A 19729-nucleotide genomic window follows, 5' to 3' on the forward strand; every position below is an offset into this window, starting at 1 on the left:
CCATGATCCGCATGTCCGACGTCCAGCACATCGAGCAGGCTCCCGCGCCGGGGCCCTCGCCGCTGGAGGTCGCGCAGCTGATCCTGGCGGGCTTCGACCGCCATTACGCGCTGTTCCGCTACAGCGCCCAGCGCGCCAAGGCGCTGTTCGAATCCGGCGACTGGCACGGCATCCAGCACCTGTCGCGCGAGCGCATCGAGTACTACGACATGCGGGTGCGCGAATGCGCCGCGCAGCTCGAAGGCGCGCTGCGCGGCCGTCCGGGCGGCGCCCATGCGTCCAATGGCGCCAATGGCGCCAACGGGGCGGACGCTCCCGCGCCGCTGGCGCCGGCGCAGACCGCGTTCTGGCAGCAGGTCAAGCACGAATACGTGAGCCTGCTGGGCGACCACCGCCAGCCCGAATGCGCCGAGACCTTCTTCAATTCGGTCTCGTGCCGCATCCTGCACCGCGACTATTTCCACAACGATTTCCTGTTCGTGCGCCCGGCCGTGGCCACCGACTACCTGGACAGCCGCAAGCCTTCGTACCGCGTGTACTACCCCGTGGCCGAAGGCCTGCAGGCCAGCCTGATCCGCATGGTGGCGGACTTCGGGCTGGCGCTGCCCTTCGAAGACCTGCCGCGCGACACGCGCCTGCTGGCGCGCGCGGCCGTCAGGCAGCTGCGCGCCCAGCTGCCGCGCCACGTGGGCCGGCGCATCGCCAGCGACTGCCAGGTCCATGCGCTGGGTTCGCTGTTCTTCCGCAACAAGGGCGCCTATATCGTCGGACGCCTGATCAACCAGTCCACGGTCTATCCGTTCGCCGTGGCGCTGATGCGCAATCCCGCCGGCCAGGTCCGGCTAGATGCGCTGCTGCTGGGCGCCGACGATCTCAGCACGCTGTTCAGCTTCACCCGCGCCTACTTCCTGGTCGACATGGAAACGCCGGCCGCGGTGGTGGATTTCCTGTCCAGCCTGCTGCCGCGCAAGCCCAAGGCCGAGCTCTACACCATGATCGGCCTGCAGAAGCAGGGCAAGACGCTGTTCTACCGCGATTTCCTGCACCACCTGGCCCACTCGCACGATGCGTTCGACATCGCGCCCGGCATCAAGGGCATGGTGATGTGCGTGTTCACGCTGCCGTCCTATCCCTACGTCTTCAAGCTCATCAAGGACCGCATCGACAAGGACGGCATGGACCACGCCACCGTGCGGCGCAAGTACCAGATGGTCAAGCTGCACGACCGCGTGGGCCGCATGGCCGACACCTGGGAGTATTCGCAGGTGGCGCTGCCGCGCAGCCGCTTCGCCCCGGCGCTGCTGGAGGAACTGCGCCGGCTGGTTCCCAGCCTGATCGAGGAATCGGGCGACACCGTGGTCATCCGCCACGTCTACATCGAACGGCGGATGACGCCGCTGAATCTGTACCTGCAGCAGGCCGGCGACGCGCTGCTGGAACCGGCGGTGCGCGAGTACGGCGACGCGATCCGGCAGCTGGCCGCGGCCAATATCTTCCCCGGCGACATGCTGTACAAGAACTTCGGCGTCACGCGCCTGGGCCGCGTGGTCTTCTATGACTACGACGAAATCCAGCGCATGACCGAAATGAATTTCCGACGCATCCCGCCCGCGCCCAACGAAGAGGCGGAAATGGCGTCGGAACCCTGGTACGCCATCGGCCCGAACGACGTTTTTCCGGAAGAATTCGGACGCTTCCTGCTGGGCGATGCGCGCGTGCGCGGCGCGTTCATGCGTCACCATGCCGACCTGCTGGAACCGGAATGGTGGCAGGCCTGCCGGGCCCATGTCGCGCAGGGCCGGATTGAAGAATTTTTCCCTTACGATACGGACAGACGCCTGCGTCCCGCCCGCCCTCAGGGCGCCGACGCGGCCTCGTAACCCGAGCTGTCCCGACCCTCACAGGAGCTAGTCATGTCAGATCCCATCGTCATCGTTTCCGTCGCCCGCACCCCCATGGGCGGCATGCTGGGCGCCTTGTCCGGCCTGGCCGCGCACGAACTGGGTTCGGTCGCCATCAAGGCCGCCGTCGAACGCGCGGGCATCAAGCCCGAACAGGTCGAAGAAGTCATCATGGGCAACGTGCTGCAGGCCGGCCAGGGCCAGGCGCCGGCGCGCCAGGCCGCGCTGGGCGCGGGCCTGCCCCTGGGCGTGTCTTGCACCACCATCCACAAGGTGTGCGGTTCGGGCCTGAAGGCCGCCATGTTCGGCCACGACCTGCTGGCCGCGGGCACCGCCAACGTGGTCGTCGCCGGCGGCCAGGAAAGCATGAGCAACGCGCCGTACCTGCTGCTCAAGGGCCGCCAGGGCTATCGCTACGGCCACAGCACCGTCTACGACCACATGGCCCTGGACGGCCTGGAAGACGCCTATGACAAGGGCAAGGCCATGGGCGTGTTCGCCGAAGACTGCGCGGCCAAGTATTCCTTCACCCGCGAGCAGCAGGACGCCTTCTCGCTGGAATCGCTGCGCCGCGCCCGCGCCGCGTCCGAGGACGGCAGCTTCAAGTGGGAAATCGCCCCCGTCACCGTCGCCGGCCGCAAGGGCGACACCGTCATCGACACCGACGAGGCGCCCGCCAAGGCCATGCCGGAGAAAATCCCCACGCTCAAGCCCGCCTTCAAGAAGGACGGCACCGTCACCGCCGCCAACTCGTCCTCGATCTCCGACGGCGCGGCCGCCATGGTGCTGATGCGCGCCTCCACCGCCGAGAAGCTCGGCGTCAAGCCGCTGGCCCGCATCGTGGCCCACAGCCAGCACTCGCAGGAACCCAACTGGTTCACCACCGCCCCGGTCGGCGCGCTGAAGAACCTGTTCGCCAAGACCGGCTGGAAGGCCGAGGACGTGGACCTGTACGAGATCAACGAAGCCTTCGCCGTGGTGACCATGGCCGCCATGGCCGACTTCAAGCTGCCGCATGAAAAGGTCAACGTCCACGGCGGCGCGACCGCCCTGGGCCACCCCATCGGCGCCTCGGGCGCGCGCCTGATGGCCACGCTGATCGGCGCGCTGCGCAAGACCGGCGGCAAGCGCGGCGTGGCCACGCTGTGCATCGGCGGCGGCGAAGCCGTGGCCATGGCCATCGAGATGGTCTGAAGCACCGCTACGGTCCGGAGCGCGCCGCGCTTCGGACCGTACCCCTCATCCGCCAAACCAACCGGGTAGCCCCCCTCATGCCCATCATCGAATCCCGCATCAATACGCGGTCGCAGGAATACACCGATAATGCGCGCGCCATGCAGGCGCAGCTGGACGACCTGAACCAGAAACTCGCGCAGACCGCGCTGGGCGGCAGCGAAGCCGCGCGCGCCAAGCACGTGGCGCGCGGCAAGCTGCTGCCGCGCGAGCGCGTCGAGCACCTGATCGACCCGGGCGCTCCGTTCCTGGAACTGTCGCCGATGGCGGCCCACGGCATGTATGGCGGCGACGCGCCGGGCGCCGGCGTCATCACCGGCATCGGCCGCGTGGCGGGCACGGAATGCGTGATCGTGTGCAACGACGCCACGGTCAAGGGCGGCACCTACTACCCCATGACGGTCAAGAAGCACCTGCGGGCGCAGGAAATCGCCGCGCAGAACCACCTGCCCTGCGTCTACCTGGTGGATTCGGGCGGCGCCAACCTGCCGCAGCAGGACGAGGTCTTCCCCGACCGCGAGCACTTCGGCCGCATCTTCTACAACCAGGCGCAGATGTCCTCGCAAGGCATCGCGCAGATCGCCGTGGTGATGGGCTCCTGCACCGCCGGCGGCGCCTACGTGCCCGCCATGAGCGACGAGTCCATCATCGTCAAGAACCAGGGCACCATCTTCCTGGGCGGCCCGCCGCTGGTGAAGGCCGCCACCGGCGAGGAAGTCAGCGCCGAGGACCTGGGCGGCGGCGACGTGCATACGCGCCTGTCCGGCGTGGCCGACCACCTGGCCGCCAACGACATGCACGCGCTGCAGCTGGCGCGCAACGCCGTGGCGCGCCTGAACCGCAAGAAACCCCAGCCGCTGGCCACCGCGCCGGTGCGCGAGCCGCGCTACGACCCGAGCGAGCTCAACGGCATCATTCCGGCCGACACGCGCAAGCCCTACGACGTGCGCGAAGTCATCGCGCGTATCGTCGACGGCTCCGAATTCGACGAATTCAAGGCGCGCTTCGGCCCCACGCTGGTCACCGGCTTCGCCCACATCCACGGCATGCCGGTGGGCATCGTCGCCAACAACGGCATCCTGTTCTCGGAGTCCGCGCAAAAGGGCGCGCACTTCATCGAGCTGTGCGCGCAGCGCAAGATTCCGCTGGTGTTCCTGCAGAACATCACCGGCTTCATGGTGGGCCGCAAATACGAGAACGAAGGCATCGCCCGCCACGGCGCCAAGATGGTGACCGCGGTGGCCACCGCCGCCGTGCCCAAGTTCACCGTGCTGATCGGCGGCTCTTTCGGCGCCGGCAACTACGGCATGTGCGGCCGCGCCTATTCGCCGCGCATGCTGTTCATGTGGCCCAACGCCCGCATCTCCGTCATGGGCGGCGAGCAGGCCGCCAGCGTGCTGGCCACGGTCAAGCGCGACGGCATCGAAGCCCGCGGCGGGCAATGGTCCGCCGAGGAAGAGGCCGCCTTCAAGGCCCCCATCCGCGAGCAATACGAGCATGAAGGGCATCCGTACTACGCCACCGCGCGCCTGTGGGACGACGGCATCATCGCGCCCGCCGACACCCGCCGCGTGCTGGGCCTGGCCTTGTCGGCGGCGCTGAACGCGCCCATCGAAGACACCCGGTTCGGCGTATTCCGCATGTAGGTCGGCGCTGCCGCACTCCAAGAACACTTCAGCCCGGATCACATCCATGTTCGATACTCTGCTGATTGCCAACCGCGGCGAAATCGCCTGCCGCGTGGCCGCCACCGCCCGCCGCATGGGCATCCGCACGGTCGCCGTGTATTCCGACGCCGACGCCAACGCGCGCCACGTCGCCGCCTGCGACCGGGCCGTGCATATCGGCGGCGCCGAACCGCGCGCCAGCTACCTGCGCGCCGACGCCATCCTGCAGGCCGCGCGCGACACCGGCGCCCAGGCCATCCACCCCGGCTACGGCTTTCTCTCCGAAAACGAAGACTTCGCGCAGGCCGCCGCCGCGGCCGGCATCGCCTTCGTCGGTCCGCCCGCCTCCGCCATCGCCGCCATGGGCAGCAAATCGGCCGCCAAGGCCCTGATGGAAAAGGCCGGCGTGCCGCTGGTGCCGGGCTACCACGGCGAGAACCAGGACCCGCAGTTCCTCAAGACGCAGGCCGACGCCATCGGCTATCCGGTGCTGATCAAGGCCAGCGCCGGCGGCGGCGGCAAGGGCATGCGCGTGGTCGAATCCTCCGGCGCCTTCCTCGACGCGCTCGCCTCGTGCCAGCGCGAAGCCGCCTCCAGCTTCGGCGACGACCGCGTGCTGATCGAGCGCTACCTGCAAAAGCCGCGCCACATCGAAATCCAGGTCTTCGCCGACACGCACGGCAACTGCGTCTACCTGTTCGAGCGCGACTGTTCCGTGCAGCGCCGCCACCAGAAAGTCATCGAGGAAGCCCCGGCGCCCGGCATGACCGAAGAACGCCGCCGCGCCATGGGCGACGCCGCCGTGGCCGCCGCGCGCGCCGTGGGCTACGTCGGCGCCGGCACGGTGGAATTCATCGCCGAACCGGACGGCCGCTTCTACTTCATGGAAATGAACACGCGCCTGCAGGTCGAGCACCCGGTCACCGAAATGATCACGGGCCACGACCTGGTGGAGTGGCAGCTGCGCGTGGCCGCCGGCCAGCCGCTGCCGGCGCGCCAGGAAGACCTGCGCATCGACGGCCACGCCATCGAGGCCCGCATCTACGCCGAGAACCCCGAGAAGGGCTTCCTGCCCTCCATCGGCACGCTGGCCTACCTGGGCCTGCCCGCCCACACCGCGTTCGCCAACGGCGACATCCGCGTCGACGGCGGCGTGCGCATGGGCGACACGATCACGCCTTACTACGACCCGATGATCGCCAAGCTCATCGTGCACGGCGCCGACCGCGACCAGGCCCGCGCCCGCATGCTGCAGGCCCTGGCGCAGACCCAGGCCGTGGGCGTGCAGACCAACGTGGCGTTCCTGTCGCGGCTGATGCAGGACAGCGCCTTCGCCGCCGCCGACCTGGACACCGGCCTCATCGAACGCCAGCGCGCCACGCTGCTGCCCGAACCGCAACCGGCCGGCCCGGCCGTGCTGGCCCTGGCCAGCGCCGCGCTGCTGGTGCGCCAGGGACTGGGCGCGCCGGCCAGGACCGCCACCGATCCCTGGGACGCGCGCGACGGCTGGCGACTGGGCGGGCGCTACCACCGCGAGCTGCAATGGGTGGACAACGGCGAAACGCGCAAGGCGCTCATCGCGCGCGACGGCGCGGCCTGGACGCTGGACTGCGGCGACGGCCCGCAGGCCTTCCAGTGGCGCGCCCACGCCAGCGCCAATCCCAACCTGGCCTATGGCCTGCGCATCACGCTGGGCGGCCATGAAAGCGCCGGCACCGTGGTGCTGCACGCCGACCGCGCCCACGTCTTCACCGACGCCGGCTCGCACGCGCTGGAACGCTACGATCCGCTGGCGCATTCGCAGGATACCCAGGGCGAACACGGCGGCGGCCTGACCGCGCCCATGCCGGGCAAGATCATCTCGATCTCGGTGCAGGCCGGCGACACCGTCGAAAAGGGCCAGCCCCTGCTGGTCATGGAAGCCATGAAGATGGAACACACCATCTCCGCCCCGGCCAATGGCAAGGTCGCGGAAGTGTTCTACGCGGTCGGCGACCAGGTGGCCGAAGGCGCGGAACTGGTGGCGATCGGGGAATAGTCCGGCGCCATCGCGGGAAATGGATCGGGGCGGCCCACGGGCCGCCCCTTTTTTTCCGCCGGTCCGCCGCGACAAACCGATTTATGCGTTTTTCACAATCATCGAGCGAAATAGATTGTTCTTGTTATAGATAACGCCGCGCTCCTATGCTGATCCCAACGTCATCCGACAGCAGCGAGGAGCGCTTCCATGAGTGCGGTTATGCAGACCCGGGCCTCGCCCGTGAGCATGGTCCCGGCCGGAATAGACCTGGTCGAGTACTACTACGAACGTGGCTTTACCGACGGCCTGCCGGTCGTGCCGCCGACCCGGGACAAAATCGACGAGATCGTGGCCCGGCTGGGCGGCGACGCGGATTTCGTGGAAGCCCGCGTGGCCCCGCGCTGGGGCGAGCTGACCCGCGAGGTCCTGGCCATCAACATGGTGATGGCTGGCTGCAGGCCCGAATACGCGCCGGTGGTGCTGGCCGGCGTCAAAGCCATCACCGACCAGGCCTTCAACCTCAACGGCGTGCAGGCGACCACGCACGTGGCCTCGCCGCTGCTGGTGGTCAACGGTCCCATCGCGCGCGAGATCGGCATGAACGGCGGCGTCAACGCCTTCGGCTCCGGCAACCGCGCCAACGCCACCATCGGTCGGGCGCTGCGCCTGATCATGCTGAACGTGGGCGGAGGCTGGCCGGGCGACCTGGACAAGAGCACCCTGGGCCATCCCGGAAAATACACCTACTGCGTCTGCGAAAACGAACTGCAAAGCCCGCTGGCGCCGTATCACGTGGAACACGGCTACAAGCCCGAGGACTCGACCGTCTTCGCCATGGCGGCCGAAGCGCCGCACAGCGTGACCAACCACATCTCCAACGACCCCGAGGGCATACTCGACACGATGTGCTCGGCCATGAGCACCATCGCCTCCAACAGCGCGGTGCTGGGCGGCCACATCGCGGTGGTGCTGGGACTGGAACACGCCCAGACCATCGGCAAGCACGGCTGGTCCCGCGCCGACGTGCGCAACTACCTGTACGTCAACCACGGTAACCGCTTCATCGACCTGGCCTACGGTCACCGCTACGGCAAGGTCTACAACCGCAACCTGCCCAAGTACTACAAGCGCGAGGACGACACCCGCATTCCCATCGTGCACAGCCCCGACCACATCCATCTGTTCGTGATGGGCGGCGAGGCCGGCCGCTTCTCGGTGCTGATTCCGGGCTGGGGCAGCATGAGCACGCCGGTGCTGCGCGCCATCGACGGCGCGCGCGCCGAAGGCGGCGATTGCGTCGGCGGCGCCTGCGCCATCTGAAGAAAGGAGACAGACATGTTGATGAATGACGCGGAAAAAGTCGCGGTGTTCGATCCGCGCGGCGCGCTGCGCTTCGAGGACGCGCCGGTCTCGGCGCGCAAGCAGAGCCTGGCCGGGCTGCGCCTGGGCGTGCTGGACAACTCCAAATGGAACGCCAACAAGCTGTTGCGCGGCGCGGTCGCCGCCCTGGGCGCAGAAATCGCATTCGCCGAGGTGAACTACTACGTCAAGCACAGCTTCTCGAAGGACGCCGCGCCGGAACTGATCGAGCGCATCGCGGCCGAGAACGACATCGTGCTGACCGCCATCGGCGACTGCGGCTCGTGCTGCTCGGCCTGCGTGCGCGACTCGATCGCGCTGGAGCGCCTGGGCCTGCCCAGCGCGGTCATCATCACTACCGAATTCGCGCGCGAAACCGAACTGACGCGGCAGGCCATCGGCATGAAGACCCTGGAACCCGTCGTGATCGCGCATCCGGTCAGTTCCATCACAGCCGATGAGATCGCGCAGCGCGTGGCCCAGATCAAGGAGCAGGCGCAACAGGTCTGGCTGGGCACCAAGGCGCCGATGGCACTGCGCGTGGCGCTGCAATAGCGGCGGCGCGGCGACGCCGCGCAAACCGGGGAGAGCAGGAATGGGCGCACTGTCGCATCTGCGGGTGCTGGACCTTTCGCGCGTGCTGGCAGGCCCCTGGGCCAGCCAGCTGCTGGCCGACCTGGGCGCGGAAGTCATCAAGATCGAACGGCCCGGCCCGGGCGACGACACCCGCGGCTGGGGGCCGCCGTGGATCAGCGATCCGCAATGGGGCGAGGCGGCGCAATCAGCCTATTTCGCCGGCGCCAACCGCAACAAGAAGTCCGTCGCCGTGGACATCGCCACGCCGCAGGGCGCGCGCCTGGTGGCGGCGCTGGCCGCGCAGTGCGACGTGCTGATCGAGAACTTCAAGGTGGGCGGACTGCGGCCCTATGGCCTGGACTATGACACGCTCAGGCAGCGGCATCCGGGCCTGGTGTACTGCTCCATTACCGGCTTCGGACAAACCGGGCCCTATGCGGGCCGGCCGGGCTACGACTTCCTGGTCCAGGGCATGGGCGGCCTGATGAGCATCACCGGCCGCGAAGACGGCCAGCCCGGCGCCGGGCCGCTGAAGGTGGGCGTGGCGCTTACCGACATCCTGACGGGCCTGTACGCCACCGCGGGCATCCAGGCGGCGCTGGCGCATCGCGACCGCACGGGCGAGGGCCAGCACGTCGACGTGGCCCTGCTGGACGTGCAGGTCGCCACGCTGGCCAACCAGGCCATGAACTTCCTGGCCAGCGGCCGCGAACCGGCGCGCCTGGGCAACGCCCATCCCAACATCGTGCCGTACCAGGACTTCGCCACGCGCGACGGCCACGTCATCGTCACCGTGGGCAACGACATGCAGTTCCGCAAGTTCTGCGGCGCGCTCGGCCTGGCGGCGCTGGCGGACGATCCGCGCTACGCCAGCAACACTGCGCGGCTGGCCGCGCGCGAGACGCTGATCCCGCTGATCCAGGAGCGGATGGCCCTGCAGCCGAGCGCGCACTGGCTGCGCGAACTGGAGGCGCTGGGGGTGCCTTGCGGCCCCATCAACGGCCTGGCCGAGGTGTTCGCCGACCCCCAGGTCCTGCAGCGCGGCATGCGCGTGCCGATGCCCGGCGCGCAGGCGGGCTGCGCCGATCTGGTCGGCAACCCGCTGCACCTCTCGGCCACCCCCGTGGAATACCGCAGCGCGCCGCCGGCACTGGGCTCTCATACGGAACCGGTGCTGCGCGACGTGCTGGGACTGGCGCCGCAGGCGCTTGCCGAACTGCGGCGCGACGGCGCGATCGCGGTCGGACCCTGAGCTGTTCCCACACCAGCAGGCGACAAGGGAGACAAACCATGGAATCATCCTTACACGCGAACGCAATCGCCAGCCCGTCCAGGCGCCGGCTGCTCATCGGCGCCGCCGGTGCAGCGCTGGGCGCCATCGGCGGCCCCGCAGCGCTGGCCGCCAGCGACTACCCGTCCAGGCCGCTGCGGGTCGTCATTCCCTACCCGCCCGGCGGCCCGACCGATATCGTCGGCCGCATCGTCTCGGCCACGCTTTCCGAGAAGCTGGGCCAATCCGTGGTCATCGAGAACCGTCCGGGCGCCAGCGGCATGATAGGCGCCGACATGGTGGCCAAGGCTGCGCCGGATGGCTACACCCTGCTCATCAATGTGTCCGGGCAGCTGATCAACCCGGCGCTGTACGCCAACATGTCGCACGATCCGCTCAAGGACTTCAGCGGCATCACCAACCTGGCCACCACGCCCATCCAGCTGGTCATCAGCGCCAATTCGCCGGTGCGCTCGGTGGCGGACCTGATCGCCCTGGTCCGCTCGCAGCCGGGCCGCCACAACTTCGCGTCGTCCAGCAACGGCACGCCCGGCCATTTGGCCGGCGAAGCGTTCAAGGCGGCCGCCAGGCTCGACGTCACGCACGTGCCGTACAAAGGCAGCGCCCCCGCGCTGACGGACGTGGTCGGCGGCCAGGTCACCTACATGCTGGACTCCATGCCGTCGTCGATCGCCCTGGTCAAGGGCGGCAAGCTGCGCGCGCTGGCCGTCACCGCGCCGCAGCGGGTGGCCGCGCTGCCCGACGTGCCGACCTTCGCGGAACTGGGCTATCCCACGGTCAATCTCAGCACCTGGTACGGCATGTGGGTTCCGGCGAAGACGCCTCCGGACCTGATCGCGCGCCTTTACCGCAACGTCAGCGAAATACTGCGCCAGCCCGACGTACGGGCCCGCCTGATCGAGGCGCAGGCCATGCCCATCGGCGACGCGCCGGACAAGTTCGACGCGTATTGCCGCAGCGAAGCCAGGCGCTACGCCGAACTCGTCAAGCTGGCCGGCATCCGGCTGCAATAGCGCTAACGCCGCCGCGCACGCTTCGCGGGAACGGCCTGGATCCAGTCGCTGCGCAGTTGCGCCAGGAAGCCGCTGGCGCTCGGGGTCAGGCCGCGCTCCTTGAGAAACACCACGCCGATCGCCTGGCTCAGGGCCGGCCTGCTCAGCGGCCGCGCCACCAGGTCCGCGCTCAGCGCAGCCGGCACCGCGCCGCCCGGCACGATGGCCACGCCCACGCCGGCCCATACGAACTGCATCACGGTGGCGAACTGGCTCACGGTGACCGTGTGGCGCAGCGCGACGCCGGCGATCGCCGCATGGCTGTCGATCAGGCGCCGCGTCTGCGCGTCCCGCGGCAGCGAGACCTGCGCATACGGCGCCAGCTCTTCCAGCTTCACGCCGGGCCGCGCCGCCAGCGGATGGTTGCGTGGCATCACCACATGGAAGACCTCGCGGCCCAGCGACACCACCGAGTATTCGCCGGGCACGTCGTCGATATAAGTGATGCCCATGTCCGCCACGCCGCTGCGCACGTCGTCCATCACCGTGCCGTGCACGCCTTCGCGCACCTGCAATTCGATGCCGGGACGCGACTCGCGATACCGGGCCACGATGCGCGGCAATTGCGTGTAGGCCACCGACATCACCGACGACACGATGCAGCGCCCGCGCAGCTCGTCGGAAATTTCGCGCATGTTCTCCACGGAAATGCGCAGGTCGGCCAGCACCCGCTGCGCCAGCGTCACGAACTCCTGGCCGGCCGCCGTGATCTCCACTCGGCGCGTGGAACGCCGGAACAGCGCCACGCCCAGGGCCTGCTCCACACGCTGCACGGTGCGCGTCAGCGCCGGCTGGGAAACGTTCATCGTCAGCGCCGCGGCAACGAAGCTGCCGCATTCGGCCAGCGTGCAGATCGCCTGCAGCTCGCGGGAACTCAGATCGGGAAGCGAGGCCATGGCTGGAATGCCCGTCGGAAGTGGCTATGCGTGAAACGGCAGTATAGGCACCCGAACGCCATTTCGCGCATGAATGGACCTGCCGCCCGGACCTCTTAGTTTCCCGTCAGCGACTTGTCCCTAGAATGCCTGTTTCCCCGTGCGCCCCGTCCGCTTCCCGATGCCCGCTCCCGACGCCCCCAGCCCCTTGTCCCGCCCCGCGTTCCTGCATTTCCTGTGCGCCCGCGTGGGCGCCTCGCTGGCCTTCCAGATCGTGTCCGTGGCGGTGGGCTGGCAGGTCTATGAGCTGTCCGGCAGCGCGCTGGACCTGGGGCTGATCGGGCTGGCGCAGTTCCTGCCCATGGCCGCGCTGACGCTGGTGGTCGGCCACGTGGCCGACCGCTACGACCGGCGCAAGATCGTGGCGATCTGCATGGCGGTCGAGGCGCTCGCCACGCTGACCCTGGCCGCGGCCGCGCTGCATGGCCTGGGCGGGCGGCCGCTGATCTACGCGACCCTCATCGTCATGAGCTCGGCGCGCGCCTTCGAGGCGCCCACGCTCACCACGCTGATTCCCGCCATCGTGCCGCGCCAGTGGCTGCCGCGCGCCACTGCGCTGTCGTCCTCGGGCGGACAGATCGCGCAGATCGCCGGGCCGGCGCTGGGCGGCGTGGGCTACGGCCTGGGCGCGGGCTGGATCTATTGCGTGGCCGCCGCGCTGTACCTGGCGGCCTTCGCCTCCATCGCCAGCATGGCCGTGGACCGCCCGCCGCCGCGCAAGGAGCCGACCACCTGGCGCACCCTGTTCGCCGGCATCACCTTCATCTTCCAGCGCCGGCTGCTGCTGGGCACCTTGTCGCTGGACCTCTTCGCCGTGCTGCTGGGCGGGGCCACCGCGCTGCTTCCCATCTTCGCCAAGGACATCCTGCAGGCCGGTCCCTGGGCGCTGGGCGCGCTGCGCGCCGCGCCGGCCTGCGGCGCCATGCTCATGTCCCTGACGCTGGCGCGGCTGAGCCTGGGCGAGCACGTGGGCCGCCTCCTGTTCGGCGCGCTCATCCTGTTCGGCCTGGCCACCACCGTCTTCGGGCTATCCACTTCGATCCCGCTGTCGGTGGGCGCGCTGGCGGTGCTGGGCGCGGCCGACGCCATCAGCGTGGTGGTGCGCTCCTCGCTGGTGCAGCTCAACACGCCCGACCACATGCTGGGCCGGGTCAGCGCGGTGAACACGCTGTTCGTCAGCGCCTCCAACCAGCTCGGCGAATTCGAGTCCGGCATGCTGGCCGCACTGGTCGGCGCCGTGCCGGCCGTGGTGATCGGCGGCGTGGGCACCGTGGCGGTGGCGGGGCTGTGGATGTGGTGGTTCCCGGAACTGCGCAAGCTGCGCTCGCTGGCGCCGGCATGACGCCGCCGCCGGTTCAATCGCCGCCCGCCTGCGCCGGCGCCGCGGCGGGCGCGGGGGCCTGCGCGGTCAGGCGCGCGAACAGCACGAAGCTGAGCGCCACCGCCGCCAGGTTGTAGAGCGTGGCCCAGGCCAGCGCATGGCCGTAGCGCTGCGCGCGCGCCGCCTCCGACAGGTCGGCCGCCCCCAGCGCGGCGTACAGCAGCACGCCGACCACCGCCACGCCCACGGTGGTGCCGGTCAGCTGCATGGTCGACGAAATGCCCGAGCCCATGCCCGCGTCTTCCGTGCGCACCGTGCCCAGCACGGCGTTGAGCGCCAGCGGGATCACGATGCCCTGGCCGGCGCCGTTCAACACCAGCGCCGCCACGATCAGCCTCATGTTGGCCACGTCCAGGATCGCACCGGCCGCCGAAAGCGCGATGCCGGCGCCGAACACCAGCACGCCCAGCAACAGCGCGCGGCGGCCCAGCCAGCGCGCAAGCCGCGGGCCGCTGACCGAGGCAGCGAAGAACGCCATCGCCGACGGCGTGAACACCGCGCCCGCGGCCAGCGGGCTCAGTTCCAGCCCGAACTGCAGCAGCATGGTCAGCGACAGGAAGAACGAACTGATCGCGGAAAAGAACAGGAACACGGCGCTCACGCCGGCCACGAAGCGGCGGTTGGCGAACAGGGCCATCTCGATCAGCGGCACGCCGCCGCGGCCGGACAAGGCCAGCTCGTGGCGCACGAAAACCGCCAGCACCGGCGCCGCGGCCGCCGGACCGGCGTAGGACCACCACGGCCAGCCGTGCTCGTGGCCCAGCATGATGGGCACCAGCAGCAGGAACAGGCCCAGCGCCGCCAGCAGCGCGCCGGCTACGTCCAGCCGGTTCGAGACGGGCGCGCGCGTCTCGCGGATGCAGAGGCGGGCGGCCAGCATCGCGGCCAGCCCGATGGGCAGATTGATGAGGAAGATGGTGCGCCAGCCCAGGCCGGCATAGTCCTGCTCGATCAGGAAGCCCCCCGCCAGTTGCGAGATGGTCGCCGCCACGCCCTGCACCGCGCCCATCGCGCCGAAGGCCCGTGCGCGGCTGGCGCCGTCGAACATGACGCGGATGGAAGCCAGCACCTGCGGCATCAGCAGGGCGGCCGCGGCGCCCTGGACCACGCGCGCGCCAATTAGAATCCCGGGACCGGGGGCCAGTCCGCAGATCAGCGACGAGGCCGTGAACAGGCCCATCCCCCACAGGAAAATGCGGCGCCGGCCGTACAGGTCGCCCAGCCGCGCGCCGATCACCAGCAGCACGGCCAGCGCGGCGTCGTACGCGACGATGACCAGATGCACCTGCGAGAAACTCGCGCCCAGCCGCGTCTGCAGGCTGGGCAGCGATACATTGACGATGAAGATGTCGAGAATGATGAGGAAATTCGCCGAAAGCAGGGCGGCCAGGGCGAACCAGCGGTTCGCGCCGGGTGTCGGAGTATCGGTCATGTCGTTGGCCCGAAAAGGATGAAGTATTAATATACGTACGACCGTATATTAAATTGAAGCATCGCATGGTGACAAGCGAGGACGGACTCATGGTTGAAACGGATCGCCGCCGCATCCGGGGCGAAAAAGCGCGCGCCGGCGTGCTGGCCCATTCGGCGCGCATCGCCTCGGTCGAAGGGCTGGAAGGCCTGACTTTCGGCCGCCTGGCCACGGAGGCCGGCGTGGCCAAGGGCAACATCCAGGTGCTGTTCGGCGACAAGGAAGCGCTGCAGCTCGCCACGCTGGAAAGCGCGGTGGACCTGTACCGCGACGCCGTGGTGGCGCCGGCCATGGCGCTGGCCAGTCCCGGCGAACGGCTGCGCGCGCTGGTCACGGGCTGGTTCCAGTTCGTGCAAGACCGCAGCCTGCCCGGCGGCTGCTTTCTTACCGCGGCCAGCAGCGAATACCGCGGCCGGCCCGGCGCGATCCGCGACCGCGTGCGCCAGCACCGGGACGAGGCGCGGCAGCGCTTCGAGACCCTGGCGCGCGAAGCCGTCGCCGCGCAAGAACTGCCGGCCGCCACCGACCCCGCCAGGCTGGCGTTCGACCTGCTGGCCTACCAGGCCATCGCCAACGTCGCCGCGGCCATGGGCGACGACGCCCAGTTCGCGATGGCGCGCGCGCGTTCGCTGGAAAGCATCGCCGCCGCATGACGGCGGGCGCGGCAAGCGCCCGCCATCCTCCGCCCCGCATTGCGCAAAGTTGATACAATAGGAATCATTATCATTCCATTCAACTCATGGCGATGCGCCCGGACCGCCGGCCGCACGGCGGACGGGGACTCAGGGGCATCATGGGGGAGCGTTTCTTCGGCGTCATCGCCGAGGCGTACAAGGCCTGGAACGCGGAGCTGGTCGGTTTCCTGAACCGCCAGCTCAAGCGCTCGCCCGAAGCCGCCCAGGACCTGGCGCAGGAAACCTTTGCCAAATGGCTGGCCGCCGGCAACGGCGCCGAACCGCCGGCCCAGCCCCGCGCCTACCTGTACGAAATCGCCCGCAACCTGCTGCGCGACCACTGGCGCCGCGAGAACGTGCGCGGCGCGCACCTGGCGGCCAGCCTGGACGATCGCGAGTTCGAGCCCGGCGCGGACAGCCTCGCCGCCGATCCCGCCAGCCAGCCCGAGGCGCGCGCCGACGTGAACCAGCGCCTGCGCCGCCTGCAGGCCGCCATCGACGCCATGCCCGCGCGCCAGCGCGAGGCCTTCCTGCTTTATCGGTATGATGAATTGCGTTGCGAGGAGATCGCCCGCCGCATGGGCATTTCGGTGCGGGCGGTGGAAAAGCACCTGCAACTGGCGTTGGCGCACTGCAAGCGCCACGTCCACGGCGAAGCATCATGATCCGGTCCCGTTCCCTATCCGCTGTCGAAGAGGCCGCGAGCGCATGGTTCATGCGCCGCCGCGAACGCGCGTCCGATCCGCAGGCCGAACAGTCGTTTCAGGCCTGGCTGGCCGAATCGCCGCAACACCGCCGCGAATACGACCGCCTGGCGCAGGTCTGGGAAGACATGGCGGCCTTGCCGCGCCCGGCCGCCGCGCGGGCCGGCATGTCGCGGCCGGCCCGCCGGCCCGCGCTGCTGCGCTGGAGCGGGGCGCTGGCCGCCCTGCTGCTGGCGGCGGGCCTGGCCTACCAGTACCTGCCCGTGAACTATGAATCGGTGGCCAATGCGTCCACCCGGACCCGCAGCCTGGTGCTGGCCGACGGCACCCGCGTCCATGCCAACGTGGGCACCCGCGTCAGCGTGCGCTACACGCTGGCGCAGCGCCGCATCGACATCGAAGGCGGCGAGGTCTACATCGACGCCGCGCCCGACCGGCGCCCGCTGGTGGTCCAGGCGGGCGGCGCCGAACTGCGCGACATCGGCACCGAATTCAACGTGCTGCTGCTGCCCGACATGCTGCAGGTGGGCGTGCGCAGCGGCCAGGTAATGCTGGCCGCCGAGGGCGCGGACGAGCACAGGCAGCACACGCTGCGGGCCGGCGACAGCGTGCTGCTGGCGCGCGCCGACGGCCGGCTGCTGGACCGCCAGCGCGTGGCCGCCGGCGAAATCGGCGCCTGGCAGAACGGCGTGGCGGTGGTGCATGACGCGACCCTGCAGCAGCTGGCCGGCTACCTGGCGCTGTACCGCGGCGCCCCGGTGCGCTTCGCCGACGAGCGCGCGCGCGGCCTGCGCCTGTCCGGCACGCTGGACCTGCGCCAGCCCGACGCCTTGCTGGACACGCTGCCCGGCCTGTTGCCCGTCACGCTCGACCGCCGGCCCGACGGCTCGGCGGTCATCGCCAGCCGCTGAAACCCGCGTCCGGATAATTGAGAATTATTTTTCTTCCGGCAGGTACGGGTTTCGACGGCTGGCGCGTCTTCCCCGGTGTAGATCCGCTACTGGATCGGCTTTTTTGACTTGGGGAAAGTCCATGGCGCAACGCCATCTCCGCCGGCTCGCCGCCGGCCGTTACGCGCTGCTGTGCGCGCTGTCCATGCATGCCGCGCTGGCGGTCCAGGCCTTCGCGCCGTCCGTCGCCCACGCGCAGAGCGCGCCGACGCACGCTTTCGACCTGCCCGCCGGCAGCCTGGCCGACGCGCTGGTGGCGCTGGGCCGCCAGGCGCAGGTGCAGGTGCTGTTCAGTCCTGACGCCGTCGCCGGCCTGCAGGCGCTCGCCGTCTCGGGCAACCTGAGCGCGCAGGCCGCGCTGAACCGCCTGCTGATGCGCAGCGGCCTGGTCGCCGTACCCACGGCCACGGGCTTCGTGGTGCGCACGCCGGCCGGGTCCCCGGACGCCGACGCCGCCACCATGGCGCCCGTCACCGTCACCGGCCACGATCCCGCCACCACCGAAGGCACGGGCTCCTACACGACACCCGCCGTCGCCCTGGGCAAGAACGAACAAAGCCTGCGCCAGATCCCGCAATCGGTCTCCGTCGTCACGCGCCAGCTGCTGGACGACCAGAACCTGGTGAACCTGGACGACGCCATGCGCACGGTCACCGGCATCACCGTCGAGGCCGGCAGCATCGGCGGCAACCACGGCAATTTCTACTCGCGCGGCTACGCGCTCGACACCATCCAGGTCGACGGCGTCAACACCCCGGCGAGCACCGGCAACGACCTGAGCTCGGGCTTCGGCCTGGCCATCTACGACCACATCGAAGTGCTGCGCGGCCCGTCCGGCCTGTTCCAGGGCGCGGGCGACCCCGGCGGCACCGTCAACCTGGTGCGCAAGCGCGCGCAAAAGGAATTCGCCTTCGGCGGCCAGCTCATGACCGGCTCGTGGGACCGCTATTACGCCGAAGCCGACCTCACCGGCCCGCTCGACAGCGACGGCCGGCTGCGCGGCCGCGTGGTCGCCTCCTATGACGACCGGCGCTCCTTCGTCGACGGCGTCTACACCGAAAAGCCCCTGTTCTACGGCACGCTGAGCTTCGACCTCACGCCCGACACCGTGCTCAGCGCCGGCGCCACCTACCAGCAATACAAGGGCCGCCCGTTCTTCGGCCTGCCCGGCTACACCGACGGCAGCCTGCTCGACGTGCGCCGCTCGACCAACCTGGACCCCAGCTGGAACCACATCACCGAAGAAATCACCGAATACTTCGCCGACGTGGAACACCGCCTGTCCAATGGCGGACGCATCAAGGTCAGCGGCGTCTACCGCGAACAGGACGAACCCAGCCGCGAATTCGGCTGGTCCGACTGCGCGGTCGATCCGGTCACCGGCGACACCTGCCTGGTTTCGTGGAAGTACCGCAGCCACTGGAAGACCTACGGCCTGGACGCCTTCGTGGCCACGCCGTTCCAGGCCTTCGGCCGCGAACACGAACTGATCGTGGGCGCCGACTACCGCAACATCCACAAGAACTTCCGCTATGGCGGCGGCGACAACGCCGACATCAATCTCTACCACCCGGACAACGACATCCCCAAGCCGGACTACCAGTTCACCAACGGCAACGACGGCAAGACCGAGCAGTACGGCCTGTATGCGCGCACCAACCTGCGCGTGGCCGACGCCGCCACCCTCATCGCCGGCGGGCGCCTGACCTGGTGGCAGAACCGCACCCAGAACCGCAACGCCTACTTCAACCAGTTCACCAACACCAAGAGCGACATCGACGGCAAATTCACCCCCTACCTGGGGCTGGTCGTCGACCTCAACGAGCAGGTGTCGGCGTACGCCAGCTACACCAGCATCTTCACGCCGCAGACGGTCACCGACGTCAACGGCCAGCTGCTGGACCCGCGCACCGGCAAACAGGTCGAGATCGGCCTCAAGGGCGAATTCCTGGACAAGCGCCTGAACGCGCATGCGGCGCTGTTTCGCATGGAAGACGAAAACCGCGCCATGACCGACCCCGACAATCCGCTGTTCTCGATGGCGGCCGGCAAAATGCGCAGCCAGGGCTTCGAAGCCGAAATCAGCGGCAGCCCCGCGCCGGGCTGGGACATCACCGCCGGCTACGCCTACACCGCCACCAAGACCTTGAAGGGCACCGAGGAACAAAAGTCGCAGCAATACGCCTTCATCACGCCGCGCCACACCTTCAACCTGTGGACCAAGTACACCTTCGCCACCGGCGCGCTCGAAGGCCTGTCGCTGGGCGCGGGCCTGCGCAGCGTCAGCAGCATGTACCGCATGAACGGTCCGGTGAAGTTCGAGCAGCGCCCGTACACCACCGTGTCCGCGCAAGCCGGCTACCGCTTCAACAAGCACCTCGACGCCACGCTGACCGTGAACAACCTGTTCGACAAGGTCTATTACCAGCGCGTGTGGGCGGCGTATGGGTCGAACTACTATGGCGAGCCGCGCAGCGTGATGCTGAATCTGCGGGCCAGGTATTGAGCCGTTGCG

The 19729-nt window shown here is 69.3% G+C and carries 15 protein-coding genes; 13 read left to right on the forward strand and 2 right to left on the reverse strand.

Translation table 11 applies throughout. The annotated features are described in order from the left end of the window. Positions 1-2 precede the first annotated feature (2 nt). The 8 genes from aceK to A6B37_RS15420 all read left to right on the forward strand — a co-directional run bounded on the left by aceK (position 3) and on the right by A6B37_RS15420 (position 11060). Positions 3-1880 (forward strand): bifunctional isocitrate dehydrogenase kinase/phosphatase, encoded by a 1878-nt coding sequence (gene aceK / locus A6B37_RS15385; RefSeq protein WP_111826230.1) that lies wholly within the window; start codon positions 3-5, stop codon positions 1878-1880. Between the two features lie 33 nt (positions 1881-1913). Beyond that, on the forward strand, positions 1914-3095 hold the full coding sequence (locus A6B37_RS15390) for an acetyl-CoA C-acetyltransferase (RefSeq protein WP_102772956.1): 1182 nt from the start codon (positions 1914-1916) through the stop codon (positions 3093-3095). A 77-nt stretch (positions 3096-3172) separates the two neighbouring features. Beyond that, positions 3173-4780: a carboxyl transferase domain-containing protein gene (locus tag A6B37_RS15395; RefSeq protein WP_111826231.1), complete on the forward strand. Its 1608-nt coding sequence runs from the start codon at positions 3173-3175 to the stop codon at positions 4778-4780. Between the two features lie 46 nt (positions 4781-4826). Further along, positions 4827-6839 (forward strand): acetyl/propionyl/methylcrotonyl-CoA carboxylase subunit alpha, encoded by a 2013-nt coding sequence (locus A6B37_RS26300; RefSeq protein WP_111826232.1) that lies wholly within the window; start codon positions 4827-4829, stop codon positions 6837-6839. A 189-nt stretch (positions 6840-7028) separates the two neighbouring features. After that, a complete protein-coding gene (locus tag A6B37_RS15405; protein ID WP_111826233.1) occupies positions 7029-8141 on the forward strand; it encodes a hypothetical protein in 1113 nt (370 codons plus the stop codon). A 15-nt stretch (positions 8142-8156) separates the two neighbouring features. After that, the gene (locus A6B37_RS15410; RefSeq protein WP_111826234.1) at positions 8157-8735 is read left to right on the forward strand and encodes a UGSC family (seleno)protein; all 579 of its coding nucleotides are present in this window, start codon (positions 8157-8159) and stop codon (positions 8733-8735) included. Between the two features lie 40 nt (positions 8736-8775). Beyond that, complete coding sequence (locus A6B37_RS15415) at positions 8776-10008, forward strand: CaiB/BaiF CoA-transferase family protein (protein ID WP_111826235.1); 1233 nt, start codon at positions 8776-8778, stop codon at positions 10006-10008. Positions 10009-10046: 38 nt separating this feature from the next. After that, positions 10047-11060: a tripartite tricarboxylate transporter substrate binding protein gene (locus tag A6B37_RS15420; RefSeq protein ID WP_111826236.1), complete on the forward strand. Its 1014-nt coding sequence runs from the start codon at positions 10047-10049 to the stop codon at positions 11058-11060. Positions 11061-11062: 2 nt separating this feature from the next. Here A6B37_RS15420 and A6B37_RS15425 read toward each other — a convergent pair whose 3' ends face one another. After that, positions 11063-11995 carry a LysR family transcriptional regulator gene (locus tag A6B37_RS15425; protein ID WP_111826237.1) on the reverse strand — a complete coding sequence of 311 codons (933 nt, stop codon included), beginning with the start codon at positions 11993-11995 and terminating at the stop codon, positions 11063-11065. A 160-nt stretch (positions 11996-12155) separates the two neighbouring features. Between A6B37_RS15425 and A6B37_RS15430 the strand changes: the two genes are divergently transcribed. After that, positions 12156-13376 (forward strand): MFS transporter, encoded by a 1221-nt coding sequence (locus A6B37_RS15430; protein WP_111826238.1) that lies wholly within the window; start codon positions 12156-12158, stop codon positions 13374-13376. A gap of 13 nt (positions 13377-13389) precedes the next feature. On the opposite strand, the gene A6B37_RS15435 is transcribed toward A6B37_RS15430, so the two are convergent. Beyond that, positions 13390-14847, reverse strand: a complete 1458-nt coding sequence (locus A6B37_RS15435; protein ID WP_111826239.1) for an MFS transporter — start codon at positions 14845-14847, stop codon at positions 13390-13392. 89 nt (positions 14848-14936) lie between these two features. On the opposite strand from A6B37_RS15435, the gene A6B37_RS15440 reads away from it, so the two are divergent. From A6B37_RS15440 to A6B37_RS15455, 4 genes are all read left to right on the forward strand, one after another. Further along, positions 14937-15539 carry a TetR/AcrR family transcriptional regulator gene (locus A6B37_RS15440; RefSeq protein ID WP_102773511.1) on the forward strand — a complete coding sequence of 201 codons (603 nt, stop codon included), beginning with the start codon at positions 14937-14939 and terminating at the stop codon, positions 15537-15539. A gap of 140 nt (positions 15540-15679) precedes the next feature. After that, complete coding sequence (locus A6B37_RS15445) at positions 15680-16225, forward strand: RNA polymerase sigma factor (protein ID WP_102773510.1); 546 nt, start codon at positions 15680-15682, stop codon at positions 16223-16225. After that, positions 16222-17175 (forward strand): FecR domain-containing protein, encoded by a 954-nt coding sequence (locus A6B37_RS15450; RefSeq protein ID WP_102772951.1) that lies wholly within the window; start codon positions 16222-16224, stop codon positions 17173-17175. Before A6B37_RS15445 ends, A6B37_RS15450 begins: the two co-directional genes overlap by 4 nt. A 121-nt stretch (positions 17176-17296) precedes the next feature. Beyond that, positions 17297-19720 carry a TonB-dependent receptor gene (locus tag A6B37_RS15455; RefSeq protein WP_111826240.1) on the forward strand — a complete coding sequence of 808 codons (2424 nt, stop codon included), beginning with the start codon at positions 17297-17299 and terminating at the stop codon, positions 19718-19720. Positions 19721-19729: the final 9 nt, after the last annotated feature.

It is taken from the genome of Achromobacter sp. HZ01, from assembly GCF_003267925.1.
In the GTDB taxonomy this organism is placed as follows: Bacteria; Pseudomonadota; Gammaproteobacteria; order Burkholderiales; family Burkholderiaceae_B; genus Achromobacter; species Achromobacter pulmonis_A.

Excerpts from the sequence above, each read along its gene's own strand:
- A6B37_RS15395 (WP_111826231.1), top strand. The coding sequence starts at position 3,173 with ATGCCCATCATCGAATCCCGCATCAATACGCGGTCGCAGGAATACACC.
- A6B37_RS15440 (WP_102773511.1), top strand. The coding sequence starts at position 14,937 with ATGGTTGAAACGGATCGCCGCCGCATCCGGGGCGAAAAAGCGCGCGCC.
- A6B37_RS15425 (WP_111826237.1), bottom strand. The coding sequence starts at position 11,995 with ATGGCCTCGCTTCCCGATCTGAGTTCCCGCGAGCTGCAGGCGATCTGC.
- A6B37_RS15445 (WP_102773510.1), top strand. The coding sequence starts at position 15,680 with ATGGGGGAGCGTTTCTTCGGCGTCATCGCCGAGGCGTACAAGGCCTGG.
- A6B37_RS15450 (WP_102772951.1), top strand. The coding sequence starts at position 16,222 with ATGATCCGGTCCCGTTCCCTATCCGCTGTCGAAGAGGCCGCGAGCGCA.
- A6B37_RS15430 (WP_111826238.1), top strand. The coding sequence starts at position 12,156 with ATGCCCGCTCCCGACGCCCCCAGCCCCTTGTCCCGCCCCGCGTTCCTG.
- A6B37_RS15390 (WP_102772956.1), top strand. The coding sequence starts at position 1,914 with ATGTCAGATCCCATCGTCATCGTTTCCGTCGCCCGCACCCCCATGGGC.
- A6B37_RS15455 (WP_111826240.1), top strand. The coding sequence starts at position 17,297 with ATGGCGCAACGCCATCTCCGCCGGCTCGCCGCCGGCCGTTACGCGCTG.
- A6B37_RS15410 (WP_111826234.1), top strand. The coding sequence starts at position 8,157 with ATGTTGATGAATGACGCGGAAAAAGTCGCGGTGTTCGATCCGCGCGGC.
- A6B37_RS15435 (WP_111826239.1), bottom strand. The coding sequence starts at position 14,847 with ATGACCGATACTCCGACACCCGGCGCGAACCGCTGGTTCGCCCTGGCC.
- A6B37_RS26300 (WP_111826232.1), top strand. The coding sequence starts at position 4,827 with ATGTTCGATACTCTGCTGATTGCCAACCGCGGCGAAATCGCCTGCCGC.
- A6B37_RS15415 (WP_111826235.1), top strand. The coding sequence starts at position 8,776 with ATGGGCGCACTGTCGCATCTGCGGGTGCTGGACCTTTCGCGCGTGCTG.
- A6B37_RS15405 (WP_111826233.1), top strand. The coding sequence starts at position 7,029 with ATGAGTGCGGTTATGCAGACCCGGGCCTCGCCCGTGAGCATGGTCCCG.
- aceK (WP_111826230.1), top strand. The coding sequence starts at position 3 with ATGATCCGCATGTCCGACGTCCAGCACATCGAGCAGGCTCCCGCGCCG.
- A6B37_RS15420 (WP_111826236.1), top strand. The coding sequence starts at position 10,047 with ATGGAATCATCCTTACACGCGAACGCAATCGCCAGCCCGTCCAGGCGC.